This window comes from Bradymonas sediminis, assembly GCF_003258315.1.
Taxonomy (GTDB): Bacteria; Myxococcota_A; Bradymonadia; order Bradymonadales; family Bradymonadaceae; genus Bradymonas; species Bradymonas sediminis.
Map to the genome: position 1 here is coordinate 3,277,323 of NZ_CP030032.1, position 13,490 is coordinate 3,290,812.

Sequence of the window (13,490 nt, forward strand, 5' to 3'; positions counted from 1 at the left end):
TACTATCTGCTCTTATTGGATATGCTCTTAAAACCCCAACATCATTGTCGCGTCAACGATTTAGCGTATCCCGGCGAGACGATAAACGTAGAATCGAGCACTCACTATTGATTGGCCGAAACGGAGATGAACTACCATGATGTACTTGCCCACGCGAACCACCGGGAAGCTCCTGACACTACTCACCGCACTCACCATCTTGGCCCTAAGCGCCTGTGGAGATGACGACGGCGGCAGCAGCAATGGCCCCGTAGACACCACCGATCAATGCGCGAACGTGACATGCGCCCAGCCCCAGCCGACCTGTGAGGGCAGCGAAGCCGTGAGCTATTCGACCGCAGGAGTCTGCGTAGAGGCTGACGGAAGCTGTGATTTCTCGAGCGTGGAGACCCGCGTTGATTGCGCGGCGAGCGATCAGATCTGCCAGGCGGGCCAGTGCATCGAGGAAAGTGAGGACCTCTGTGCGAATGTGGTTTGCACCCAGCTCCCGCCCACCTGCGACGGCGACGTTGCGGTGGCCCAGGAGGCCGGCGTTTGTGCGCCGGAGACAGGGACTTGCGAATCCACCGGGGAACAGACGCGCGTGGACTGCGCCGAGGCGGGGAAAACCTGCGAAGACGGCGTATGCGTCGACGCGGCAGGCCTCTGCGAGGCGGTGCTCTGCGAGGCTCCCGACGCGACCTGTGAGGGCGATATTGCGGTGACCTATACTGGCGACGGGGCCTGCGATGAGGCCGACGGAACCTGCGACTTCTCGAGCGTTGAGGTGCGCACCGACTGCGCCGCGATCGGCCAGGTCTGCAACGGCGCGATCTGCGTTGAACCGCATATTGACCACTGCGCGGGCGTGACCTGTGACACGCCGCCCGAAGCAACCTGTGAGGACGATACGGCGGTGGTATACCAGCGCGGAGGCGTCTGTGATCCGGCCGACGGAACCTGCGATTATTCCGGTTCCGCGACGCGCATTGATTGCGCGTCAACCGGCCAGACCTGCCAGGACGGCGCCTGCGTCGCGGTCAGTGGCGAGCATACCGTCAACGCCGGAGACCTTATTATCACCGAGATTATGGCGAACCCCGACGTGGTCGACGACTCGGCCGGAGAGTATTTCGAGGTCTATAATACAACCACACGCACGCTGCACCTCAACGGGCTACGCATCACCGATGAGGGCACGGATGCGTTCACGGTGGACAGCCTGACAACCGCCCCGATCACGATCGGCCCGAACGAGTATTTTGTATTTGGACGAAACGCCAACTATACCACCAACGGCAATATCGACATTGATTTTGAATGGTCATCGATGACGCTGGCGAACACGAGTGACTCCATCATCATCACCCGGCCGGGGCGCGCTTCGGCTCCGGATATTTTGGTCACCTCGGTCAAATATGACGCCTCGCTGGGGTTCCCGCGGGTGCCGACGGGTGCGTCTTTGCAACTCGGCAGCGAGAACGACCTGCGCACCATCGACCCGAGCAACGGGTCGCTGTGGTGCCGCTCAACCGAGGCGATCCACCCGGCCAATATCATCTCTGACCAGGGCACCCCGGGAGCTCAAAACACCCGATGTAACTACCCGGATTAATTAAATATTACCCGAACTATTACGGCCTCGCGCTCCTCTGCGCGAGGCCGTTTTTATGGCGCCCTATCGACTGACCCATTGGGCCGGCATATATGGGCAAAACAAAGCGCCTCAACTTGACTTTTAGAATTCGTGTTCATGTTTGCCTCGCTCTTGTCGCAGACCAAAAAATGCGATGAGTCCCGAATCGTTTCGACCCTTATCGCCACAAAGCAGCTCACAATGATTGACGTACGTCCATTTGACAGTCTCGGTGGAGCTGACCATGGCTGGCTCAACGCAAAACACCACTTCTCCTTCGCCAGCTATTACGACCCTAAGCGCATGGGTTGGGGGCGGCTGCGCGTGTGGAACGACGACGAGATCGCCGCCAATACCGGCTTCCCGCCGCACCCCCATCGCGATATGGAGATCATCACCTATGTTCGCCGCGGCGCCATTACCCACGAGGATTCCATGGGTAACGTCGGGCGCACCGAAGCGGGCGACGTTCAGGTCATGAGCGCGGGCAGCGGCGTGCGCCACTCCGAGTTTAATCGCGAAGATGAGCTGACCACGATTTTTCAGATCTGGATCGAGACCGACAAGCCCGGCGCCGACCCTTCCTGGGGCGCGCGCCCGTTTCCCAAGGCCGACCGCAGCGGCGCGTTTCAGGTACTCGCATCGGGAAACCCCGGCGATGACACCTTGCTGATCAACGCCGACGCCCGCGTGTTGGGCGCGACGCTCAACGCCGGCGACACGCTCACCTACCCGCTCAAGTCCGGACGCCGCGCCTATTTGGTCCCCGCTGTCGGCGCCATCGAGGTCAACGGCGAAGTGGTCAACGCGCGCGATGGTGCCGCGATTATGGATGAGGAGACCATCACCATTACGGCGAAAGAAGACGCCGAGATCATCATGGTCGACAGCCTCTAATCCACGCTCGCCCACCCTTGCTGCCGTTGAAAAACGGGCCTAAACCAGCGATGCCTCCGCGCCGCCGACTCATCGGCGCGCGGAGGCATCGCTCTTCCCTACTCTATCAAATCTTCATGGCGCGTCGCCGCTCGCCACGTCAACTGCAGTCGCAATCCCCCTGGTCATCACAGACGCCTGGATCGTCGCCGCTACTTCCATTGCCCGGGCAGACACAAGCCTCGCCCTGGGGCATAACACAGGGAATATTATTCTGAACTTCGGGGACCCCACAGCTTTGATCGGCGCAAATTTCGATATAACAGGTCTTACTTTGAGTCCCGCTACAACTCCCAGATGACGATGCAACACAGGCCGTCGGGGCGTCACACCCAGGCGCAGAGGTGCACGCGTCACCGTCGGTTTCGCGCGTACATGGCTGCGACTCACCTGTGTCGGTGTGCTCACAAACACCCGCCGCACAAGCGGAGGTGCGATTCATCCGATGCTTCATCCCTGAATAAGTGCAGGCATCAAACGCGATGCACTCCCCCCAGGCCCCAGAAGACGGCGCCGCGCACTCAATGCCTTCGGTTTCCCGAGTGCATGAGCGTTGCTCGACGGTATCCGAACTCGCACATGCGCCCCCAGAACACACAGAAGTCGTCACGATGCGCGACTGAGTCCCCGTCAGAGCACAGATATCCGACGGGTTCTCACAGGCGCTCCAGGCCCCCTCAACGGTCGCGCCACATGAAACCCCCGCGGTCTGACGCGTACACGCTTGCGTCTCCTGACTCACAACTTCTTCGCATTTCTGATCCGCGCCGCAGACATATCGCGTCACGCTTCGATGTTGCTCGCCCGCTTCCGCGCAGACATCGACGGGGAAACTGCACGTGTCCCAGTCACCAAACTCCGCCGGCTGGCAATCGCTCTCCACATCGCACGTCTCACCCACACCACAAGGATCGCATTGGCTTCCCCCGCAATCGACATCGGTCTCCTCACCGTTCTTAATCGAGTCATTGCAGGCAGGCGAGGACTGGCACTCATTGTCTTCGCAGAGGCCGCTCGCGCAGTCCTCGGCGGCGTTGCAGAAATCACCGCTATTGCAGGCGCCCCCGCCGACCGCAACGCACCCGCCACCAGCGTGGCAGCGCATAAAGCCTGCCTCACATTCGCTGTCGCAAACGCCGCCATTGCAGATCGCTTGCGCATGATTTTCGCTCGTCACACAGACCTGGCCACAGCCGCCACAATTGACCTCATCGGACGCCAGGTCGACGCACCTGTCACCGCAGACAACCTGGTCGCCGGTGCACTCAATACCGGTCACATCACCAATATCGTCGCTCTCAATATCAACCACGTCGCTCGCGCCGTCCTCGATATGACTCGTCACATCTTCGGCTTGCGGCCTGCAATACCCATCGATACAGACGCTCCCGCCGGCACACTGAGTCTCGCTATCGCAAGCGATATCCCCGATCGAGCTCTCGAAGCTGCACCCGGCGGACAGCAGAACAAGACTCCATGCAACGGCACATAGAATGGCGAAACGCGCGGCGGAACTCTGCAATAGGCACCTGATTGCCAGCATAATAGTCCTTTCAAAATAGAAGGTATCGATACGTCTGTAGATATATACTCTTAGTACCGAAACTCGGGCCGCACATCAAGCAGCAGCAGCGCGTCTTCGCGTCCCCAAACCCCTCACGCTCGCCTTCAAACCCAACTCTGTTTTGCCAACCCGGCGCCCAAACACTACACTTCCTGCGCGACGGCCCCAATATTTCCATTTTGCCAATGAGCCCTCCGATGAATTTCCGTGCTATTTTTCCGCTTCTATTGTCGACGTCGTTGTTGCTCCCTGCAGGCTGCGCCTCGAGCGCCAAGGATCAAATGCCGAACTCAGGCCCGACACAAACCCAGACCACCGAACAAAGCGGCGCAAAAAGTACACCAAATACCGCGGCGTCCCTGGAAGGGGTCTGGCGAGGCAAGCTGGAGGTATCGGGCGCGTCGTTGACGATTATCTTCAATTTGAAGCGCGCGAAGGACGCCCCCAATGGCTGGCAGGCCACGATGGACAGCCCCGACCAGGGCGCAACCGGCATTCCCGTCACCGAGGTTCTCGTCGATAATAATAAGGTTCAGCTCAATGTCCCGGTGATTCGCGGCGCATTTGAGGGAACCTTCGCCGATGGCGGCGACGCGATTGATGGCGCGTGGGGACAAGCCGGACAGGCATTTCCGCTCTACCTCCAACGCAGCAGCGCCGAAGAGGCCTATCGAGTTGAGCGCCCACAGGACCCCAAACCACCCTTCCCCTACGCCATCGAAGAGGTCGAATTTGCCGGCGGACAACCCACCGCAGGCACCGACCAGCCCGTCAAATTAGCGGGCACCCTGACCCTGCCCAAAACCGAGGGACCGCACCCGGTGCTCGTACTCCTCACCGGCTCAGGCCCCCAGGACCGGGACGAGACGATCCTCAACCATAAACCCTTCTGGGTATTGGCCGACTTTCTGAGCAGAAACGGCGTCGCCGTGCTGCGCTTTGATGACCGCGGCGTCGCCAAATCAACGGGCGTCTTTGACAACGCGACCATCGACGACTTCGTCACGGACGCACTGGCCGCGGTTGAGTATCTGGGCACCCGCGACGATATCAACGCCGACACCATCGGCCTGCTCGGCCATAGTGAAGGCGCCAACGTCGCGCCGCGCGCGTCGCTCCTGACCCAAAAGATCGATTTTCTTGTCCTCCTCGCCCCCACCGCAGTCCCGGGAACCGAGCTGCTCGCTCGTCAAAACGCGCTGCTCTTCAAGGGCATGGGCATGAGCGAAGACGGCGCGAGAGCCTACGAAACGCGCATGCTCGAAACCCTGACGAAGCTCGTCGAAGAGCCGCTCGACAAGCCGGTCTCCAAAGCACTTCGCAAGACGCTTCGCGCCGACTTCAAGGCCGCCGCCGCGGCGATGAGCCCGCAGGATCGCAAAGTCTACGGCCCCACCAAGAGCGAGGACTTCGACCACGTCCTCGACCAAATGCTCGAGCAACTAACCGCCTCCTGGATGCGCTCCTTTTTAGCGATGAAGCCGGCGACGACCTTCACGAAACTGACGATCCCAACCCTCGCCATCTACGGCAGCAAGGACCTTCAAGTTGCCCCCGCGCAAAACGTCGGCCCCCTTCGCGACCACCTCGCTAAACACCCAGAAACGACCGTGACCGTCCTCAATGGCCTAAACCACCTCTTTCAACCGGCCCAAACAGGGCTCCCGGCGGAATACGCCACGATTAAAACGACGCTGGACCCGGAGCTTATGGACACGGTGCTCGACTGGCTACAGGAGCGCGATATCGTAAGCGACGCACCTGCCGATAGACAATGACCTTGAGTCGAGCCGACACCTGCGACGATTAAATGCCGCGCAGCACGAGGGAGCGCACTATTTCCCCCTCATTGTCGCGCGCCCGGGGTTGACGGATAACCAACCCCGGAGCATCAAATAGCGTCAGCAGCCAATTGCGATTGTGTATCCAATAAATAATCTTTTCATTTGAGCCAACCCTCAGGTTCGCTCGCGGAACTCGTCTCATGAATAAATTTATCATTGCCCCGCTCATCCTTGCCCTCTCGCTCTCCGTCAGCTGTGTTAGCGACGAAGTGAATGACCCCGACGAATACAACACCTCGGATGCAACCGCTGACACGCGCGAAGAAGACGCCGGCAGTGACGCGCAGCAAGGGGAGCCGGATAGTGATACCGCGAATGAAGATGCTGGCGCGCAAGTCGACGCGAGCCCCGACGAAGACTCAACCCCGACACCCGTCGAAGGGGTCGAGGTCTCGCATGCCCGCGAGGTCCGCGGCGTCTGGATTCCGACGGTCTTCAATATCAGCTGGCCCAGCCGCTCCGGGCTCTCTGTATCCGCGCAAAAAGCCGAGCTCACCGCCCAGCTCGACGTGGTCAAAAACGCCGGGCTTAATACGGTATACTTTCAGGTGCGCGCCGAGGCCGACGCCTTTTACGACTCCGACATCGAGCCCTGGAGCCGATTTCTAACCGGCACCATGGGCCAAGATCCCGGCTGGGATCCGCTGGAATTTGCCGTCGAGGAAGCCCACAAACGCGGCCTCGAATTGCACGCTTGGCTCAACCCCTACCGCGCCCTCGCCTCGGGAAATTCCAGCCTCGCCTCGGCCAACCACATCACCCGCACGCGCCCCGACCTGGTCCACTTTTATAATAACCTCTATTGGATCGACCCGGGCCTCTTCGACGGTCAGGCCCAGACCGTGAACGTCATTCACGATATCCTCGCCCGCTACGATATCGACGGCATTCACTTCGACGATTATTTTTATCCCTACCCCGACGGCCCCTTCCCAGACTCCGCGACCTACGACGCATATCTGGCAAACGGCGGCACCCTATCTCTGGGGGACTTCCGCCGAAATAACGTCCACGAACTGGTCGAAACCGTTCACCAACTCATCCAACAAGAGCGCCCCGACGTGCGCTACGGCATCTCGCCATTTGGCATCTACCGCCCGGGCATCCCGGAGGGGATCACCGGCCTGGACCAATACGCTGAGATCTACGCCGACCCGCTGCATTGGCTCGAGCAAGGCTGGGTCGATTATATCGCCCCGCAACTTTATTGGCCGACCACCCAGACGGCCCAAGCCTACGGCGTCCTGCTCAACTGGTGGGCCGACCAGGCCAAGACCGCGGGGAAAGACCTCTATATCGGCAATTATACCGCCAAACTCGGCACCAGCTCCGACTGGACCGTCGCCGAATTCCTTGAGCAAATCCGCCTCACTCGCCAGGCCCGCGAGCGCGGCGCGATGGGCAATATCCACTACCAAATCAACCCGCTTCAGGAGAACCGCTCCGGCTTCACCACCGCGATGCGCCAGCAATTCTACACCCGCCCCGCCGCCGCCCCGCCCATCGCCGGCGCGACCGGTCGACCGCCCATGCCCGAGCTCACTGTGAGCGACGCCGGCGTGCGCTACGAGGGCTCAGACGATATTCGCTATTTCGCCGTCTATCGCGACCACGAGCTGATTCAGCTCGTCCCCGGCGTCCAGCAGCAATTCGGCCTCGCCATCGGCGAATACCTCATCTCGGCCATCGACCGCAGGGACCGCGAGAGCCTGGGCGTGCCCATCACCATCACGGTCGACAGCGCACCGCCGATCGATGACCCCGAGGAGCCCGCCGCAGGCTCCTGCACCCATAGCTTCGGCGGCGTCTACGCCGACGGCGCCTGCTCCGGTTCCTACCAATGCTGCAACGGCTCGTGGGAATCGGGCCAAAACTCCTGCGGCACCTGCACCTGCGTCGAAACCACCGGTCAGCAAGGATGTTCGCCCTGATAGATGCCAGAATTGCCCATTACTTTCGCCAAGGAGCCTCAAAATGACGACCGACAAACAATTGCTCGATATCCTCAAGAAGACCAAGACCATCGCCGTGGTCGGCGCTTCCACTAATGCTGAGAAGCCCTCGCACCGGGTACCCGCGGACCTTATCGCTGCCGGATATACGATTATCCCGGTGCACCCCAAAGCCGACGAAATCTTCGGTCTTCGCGCTTACCCGACGCTCGCCGATATCCCCGGCTCGGTCGACATGGTCAACGTCTTTCGCCCCTCCGCCGAGATCCCGGATATCACCCGCCAGGCCCTCGCGATTAACGCGCCGGTCATCTGGGTCCAAAAAGGAATCTTCTCCGACGAAGCCGCGCAACTGGCCGAAGACGCAGGCGCCACCTATCTGGAGAATATCTGCCTGGGCGTCGAGGTAAAACGCCTAAACGTGGCACCAGATAGCCACGCAAAATAGGTCGACATCGTCCTAAGAATCGGCCGTATGGCCTACCCCAATCCCCCACCGACCGAGTCGACGGGGGATTTTTTTGATCTGGAGCAAAGCCCGGCGAATCGCGCACTCAAGCCGCCCTATTGCGGACGGCGCGACCTTAATTCGGCTTTTCGCTGGATTTTTACCCGGCCGCACCTAAATAAAATAGCGCGAATCAACGTGCTCTCCAGAAGCGAGCACCCAATCGAATTTTTATACGGAGATCTTTGATGATGAACGATGCCCAAATTACCGAGCTGCTCAAAAAGTCCAAGAACGTCGCCGTCGTCGGCGCCTCGACCAACCCCGACAAGAGCTCGCATAAGATCCCTGCCTACCTTCTGCGCTCCGGCTTCAACATCATCCCCGTGCATCCCAAGGCCGAGGAGATCTTCGGCCAGCGCGCATACCCCAGCCTCCAGGACATCCCCGTACCCGTCGATATCGTTGACATCTTCCGCCCCGAACCCGAGATCCCCGACATCGCCCGCGAGGCCATCGCGATTAACGCCCCCGTCGTCTGGGTCCAAAAAGGCCTCAAGTCCCAGGAAGCCGCGCAGATCGCCAAAGACGCAGGCGTCACCTATTTCGAAGACGTCTGCCTGGGCGCGACCGTAAAGCGCCTGGGCCTGGGCCCGGATGGCGACGCCAAATAAGTCGACAAATCGCACAAAAAATCCCCCATCAACTCCGTTGATGGGGGATTTTTTTTGTGCCCGCAGAACGACTCAATCGAGCCAGCCCTCCATAACGCCAACGTCAACCAAACCGGCTTGCTGGCTTTTGACCTTCCCATCTTCAAACACCATAAAGTTGGGAATGCCTTGAATCTGAAAACGCGCCGCCAAATCCTGCATGCGCTCCGTATCCACCTTCAGCACCACCGCACGCCCCGCCCTTCGGCTCGCCACCTCGGTCACCCGCGGCGCGGCGAGCCGGCAGGGACCGCACCATGCCGCCCAAAAATCCACGAGTATCGGCACCTCGGCGTTATCGATAATCTCTTGGAATTGTGCGCTCGACTTCACATCGATCGGCCTATCAATCGGCTCAATCTCTTCTTTGCAGCGACCGCAGCGCCCCGCGACATGCAAGTGAGACCAGGGAATCCGATTCTTCTGAGCACAGGATGAGCAGACTCTGATCATCTTTTAATCCTCTTCAAGGAGAGCAATCAAATTATCAGCAACTTTCGTCCACGCCCAAGCTTAGGCACCGAATCCTTAATGCCCAGCATATCGCGACATAATAACCGCGCCATAAATGGCTCACGCCTGACCCCGACAACGGCTTACACCCAACCCGGCGAGCACAATAAATACGAACGCGGCGGTCCCCGGAGTGGGACTTGTACCGCTCGCCCGGCAACCACAGCCGTCGCCTCCCGAAGGATTACTGACGCCATCCAGGCCGGAAGTGGCGTCCTGCGAAGAAACGTCATCCTCCGAACTCGTCGCGTCGAGGCCCTCATCAGCGGCATCTAAACCCGCACTGACATCTGGCTGCAACGCATCCACGTCAACGGAAACATCGCTCACATCCTCATCCCAGCCGGCCCCATCCTCCCCATCACCCACGTCGCCAGCATCTCCCGCATCCGGCGAACCGCCCGTGTCACCCGCGTCTGCCCCGGGGTCGGGCTCTTCAGCAGGAAGCCGCCTGGCGACCATCGCCTCCCACAAATTTGCCGGTGAGATACTCTGGCTAGTAGACGTTACCAAAGCAGGCGGCTCGACATACCAATCGAGCGCCCCATCAGGAATTGTGTCCCGCGTATTAAAGCCGACGAACGTCATCTGCGGCCCGAAACTCGCCCAAGGCAATGGCAACCTCTGATCCGCGGTAACATTCCACATCGTATCCCAAGACGCGGTATGAGGACCTCGATTCCCCGAGCCTCCACTCATCCATGGGCGCGTCCCGGCGCCGAGATTCAACTCCGTCCACAGCGTTGAATGAGGTGCCGCGCGGTGATGGTCCATACACAGGTCGTCGCCGCGCCCTCGCGCAAACACAACCCCGTGCGCATACCACTCGTTGGTCAAGTCATGCTGAAAAGTCGTCTGGATATCGAAGTCAATAAAGAGATTATCGCCGCCGCGCCCATTATTAAGCCCGTGATGCCCGGTAATCGGACCGCGATCGCCCGTCGTCGCCAGCGTCACGCCGCTCGCGGTGCAGAAGAACGAACTCGTGAAGCTCACCCCTAAGTCGGCGTTGAGCACACGCACGTCGCGCACCCAGGCGTGCCAGGCGTTATTGAAATGAACCGCGTTATAGCCCAGCTCGTTCAGATGCCCTGGGTAGGCAGTGACTGGAAACTCAATGGTCAGACTCTCCACGCCGATCTCGCTGAGCCGAGGCTCCACCGCACGCAACGTCGGCGTCCATCGCGTCTCAACATCCGCAATAAGCGCGCGCTCCAGAGTCACCACATCGCCATTTATCGCCTCGATACGAGACGGGAAATTATAGGCGCGGTCATTAATCTTATCCGTGCTCGCGTCAACAAGGTCGCTATGAAGCCGTTTTATAAGAGTAAAGTTCAAGTCCCGCTGGGCAAGCATCACCCAGTCTCCGACCGCCAGCCTTTCGGTTGACGCGACGCGAATCTCATGCGTCCCGCGCTCTGCCGCCTCGACCACCGTCGTAAGCCACGGCAGCGCGCTCGAGCCACCTTTGCCCTCGATAAACGCGCCACCAAACGAGTAGTCGCCCCCATAGAGCGACTCCAAATGTTCGGGAAAATACAACGTCGTCGCGTCTTGCCCCGCCCCGCGCAACACCACACCCGACGGGAGCCGAAAGCGCCGAAGCGACAGATAGCGACCCGGCGGCAAATACACCGCCCCACCCCCCGCGGCCTCGACCGCATCAATCGCTGCTTCGATCGCCGCCCCATCGTCGGCCACCCCATCACCGACCGCGCCATGAGCCGCCACGTCCGCCACCACCGGCACATCCGGAATCGCGCGTTCCCCCGCCCCATAACCCGCATAGGACCAATCCATCAGTCTTCCGCCGGGCGTAAATAGCTCCCCGTCTTCACCCCAAAGCGCCGAGGTCGGCCCGCTAGCCACCGCGTCGCGCGCCGTCGCGCCACCAACCATCAAAAATAACATCGCAGCGAAAGCGATCATCGTTGTCATACTATTTCGCATCAGGGCCTCTATTGTGCAGTGATAAATGAGCGCAAAGAAATGGAGGTTAGGTCCCCGCAATTTCGGTGTCAAACCGCACTCTCACCCTCGACCTACACACACCAACCGTCAGAGAGCCCGCATCGGCTCAGCCGATGCGGGCTCTCTCTTCCATCCACGAAACGAGCCGTCAGCTCAGCCTCGCCAATAATTATTCGCAGCCGACACCGTCTGGAAATTCACCGCGATCACATGCGACGCCGCCGTCAGACTATCCGCATCATTCGCATACTCCGGGCGCAGCTTATGCAGCACCTCGACGTCTGGCTGAGTCGTCTTCACCCCCATGCGCGAGAGCTTAACCGCCAGTTGAAATCCCTCCTCGGGTGTCTTCGTAATCAGCGTCGGAAGCCATGATTCAGCCATAATTCTCTCCTTATTCATTTGGGAAAATGCGACAACAACACCATCAACCACCTCACGGTAATATATCGGCGAGGATACGAAATTTATGACGCAAAATAAAGAGTATTATCCTCGTATTTTAACAACGCCTCGCCGCACACCGTCCGGACTAAAACGAAGGAGAATCAAGCGGCATACGCTCCAATTCCTTATCGCGTTGATATGCCTCCTTGGGCGTCCAATCATTCCGAAGCAGCCCATAAGAATGCCCCTGGGTTCCCCGCTTTGACTCCCTCGTAGCCCGCATCTAAAAGCGCCACATAGGCAACCGGGTCGGGCGGCGAAAAAAACTGATTAAGGTTCGGCTCACTCCATACCTCCCAATAGTGAACTCCACGAAGCGCATAGCGCTGAGCGGCCGGCTTGGCGAATGCCCGAAAAGCGTCGAGGTCGGGATGTCCGTTCATTCGCGTCCCCGCATCCTCGCTTTGCGTGTCCTAGACCAGAATATCCCCCGCATCGGCCCCCTCCAGATCTTGGCCCAATACGTCGCCGCCCCCTATATCCGGCTGCCCACTATCCGAGCGCCCCGCATCTCTCACTCCAATATCCCCAGGCAAATCCGAAATATCCCCACCACTCCCGGAATCCACCATCGCATCGAGACCGCCTTCCGGGGCGATCTCATCACCACCACAACCACTCGAAGCGCTCCATATCAGCGCACAGATGATGCTCCCCCTAAAGCTCTAACCATTCCGCCCATCTCAATACCTTTCGCACGCCCTTCGATGCTGGCCAAACTAAGCCCTGCACCTCCAATTGCAGCCAACCACGAAAAGGCCCCGAACTCATCGAGAACACGGGGCCTTCTATTCAACCAATGAACAACTCACACCAATCATTGACCAGCGCTAATAACCTCGCGCGCGCCAGTGTGAAGACGCAAAACACCCTCCGCATCGATCTCAAAGCCATCGACTTCGTTGAGCACCTTGAGCATTAACTGCTCCTGCTCCATGACCAAGACTGGGCAGGCCATTCGCGTGGTACCAGCCGTCGTAATCGTCAGCCCATCATCTACGAGCTGATAGCTTCCGAAGAACCGGTTGCAGCTCGCCTGCCCCGAGACTTCGCCATCCGCGGTAAACATCAGCGTGGGCTGGGTCTCCTCGACCAGGCCCGACCCGGCGAGCGACTCAACGGACCATTCTGCGCCGACAAGGTCGGGACTTCCTTCCTCAGCCGGCGCCTCTTCAACCCCCGCTTCGCCCTCCAACTCACCATCCGGTGTCGACTCCTCGTTCACCTCACCCGACGTCGTCTCACTCACCGCCTCATCTTCAACGCGCTCCGGATTGCTGGAGCAGCCGAAGCTCATCGCAAGAACAAGAAGCAGCACTGACTTAAGAAATAACTTCATGAAAGGTTCCTTCGGTTAAATTAGACTAAATTTACAGGGCAACAAACCGAGCCCAAATACCAACACACTCACGAACTCTCCCGGACGCTAGTCAGCCTTACCCCGCGCGTCAAAAGCAACACCCACCAACCCCGAAGCCACACCA

11 protein-coding genes and 1 pseudogene are annotated in these 13,490 nt (G+C 59.6%); 7 read left to right on the forward strand and 5 right to left on the reverse strand.

Annotated features, from left to right (window positions below):
• The first annotated feature begins 136 nt into the window (after positions 1-136).
• The 7 genes from DN745_RS12390 (at position 137) to DN745_RS12425 (ending at position 9,033) form a co-directional block, all read left to right on the forward strand.
• Positions 137-1,594 carry a lamin tail domain-containing protein gene (locus tag DN745_RS12390; RefSeq protein WP_111335271.1) on the forward strand — a complete coding sequence of 486 codons (1,458 nt, stop codon included), beginning with the start codon at positions 137-139 and terminating at the stop codon, positions 1,592-1,594.
• Positions 1,595-1,816: 222 nt separating this feature from the next.
• Positions 1,817-2,512 (forward strand): pirin family protein, encoded by a 696-nt coding sequence (locus tag DN745_RS12395; RefSeq protein WP_111337666.1) that lies wholly within the window; start codon positions 1,817-1,819, stop codon positions 2,510-2,512.
• Positions 2,513-3,275: 763 nt separating this feature from the next.
• The gene (locus DN745_RS12400; RefSeq protein WP_111335272.1) at positions 3,276-4,043 is read left to right on the forward strand and encodes a hypothetical protein; all 768 of its coding nucleotides are present in this window, start codon (positions 3,276-3,278) and stop codon (positions 4,041-4,043) included.
• A 353-nt stretch (positions 4,044-4,396) separates the two neighbouring features.
• Positions 4,397-5,893: an alpha/beta fold hydrolase gene (locus DN745_RS12405; protein WP_162687642.1), complete on the forward strand. Its 1,497-nt coding sequence runs from the start codon at positions 4,397-4,399 to the stop codon at positions 5,891-5,893.
• Positions 5,894-6,099: 206 nt separating this feature from the next.
• The gene (locus DN745_RS12410; RefSeq protein WP_111335275.1) at positions 6,100-7,890 is read left to right on the forward strand and encodes a glycoside hydrolase family 10-like protein; all 1,791 of its coding nucleotides are present in this window, start codon (positions 6,100-6,102) and stop codon (positions 7,888-7,890) included.
• Positions 7,891-7,933: 43 nt separating this feature from the next.
• A complete protein-coding gene (locus DN745_RS12415) occupies positions 7,934-8,359 on the forward strand; it encodes a CoA-binding protein (protein WP_111335277.1) in 426 nt (141 codons plus the stop codon).
• A gap of 248 nt (positions 8,360-8,607) precedes the next feature.
• Positions 8,608-9,033, forward strand: a complete 426-nt coding sequence (locus DN745_RS12425) for a CoA-binding protein (protein ID WP_204354988.1) — start codon at positions 8,608-8,610, stop codon at positions 9,031-9,033.
• A 72-nt stretch (positions 9,034-9,105) separates the two neighbouring features.
• Here DN745_RS12425 and DN745_RS12430 read toward each other — a convergent pair whose 3' ends face one another.
• From DN745_RS12430 to DN745_RS12450, 5 genes and pseudogenes are all read right to left on the reverse strand, one after another.
• Positions 9,106-9,405: a thioredoxin family protein gene (locus tag DN745_RS12430; protein ID WP_204354989.1), complete on the reverse strand. Its 300-nt coding sequence runs from the start codon at positions 9,403-9,405 to the stop codon at positions 9,106-9,108.
• A gap of 45 nt (positions 9,406-9,450) precedes the next feature.
• A pseudogene (locus DN745_RS20235) lies at positions 9,451-9,525 on the reverse strand (thiol reductase thioredoxin); the annotation flags it as partial.
• 120 nt (positions 9,526-9,645) lie between these two features.
• Complete coding sequence (locus DN745_RS12435) at positions 9,646-11,610, reverse strand: glycosyl hydrolase family 28-related protein (RefSeq protein ID WP_133621867.1); 1,965 nt, start codon at positions 11,608-11,610, stop codon at positions 9,646-9,648.
• 102 nt (positions 11,611-11,712) lie between these two features.
• Complete coding sequence (locus tag DN745_RS12440; protein ID WP_111335282.1) at positions 11,713-11,943, reverse strand: hexameric tyrosine-coordinated heme protein; 231 nt, start codon at positions 11,941-11,943, stop codon at positions 11,713-11,715.
• 880 nt (positions 11,944-12,823) lie between these two features.
• Entirely contained in the window at positions 12,824-13,345 is a 522-nt protein-coding gene (locus DN745_RS12450; protein ID WP_111335286.1) for an META domain-containing protein, read from the reverse strand.
• Between the last annotated feature and the right edge of the window lie 145 nt (positions 13,346-13,490).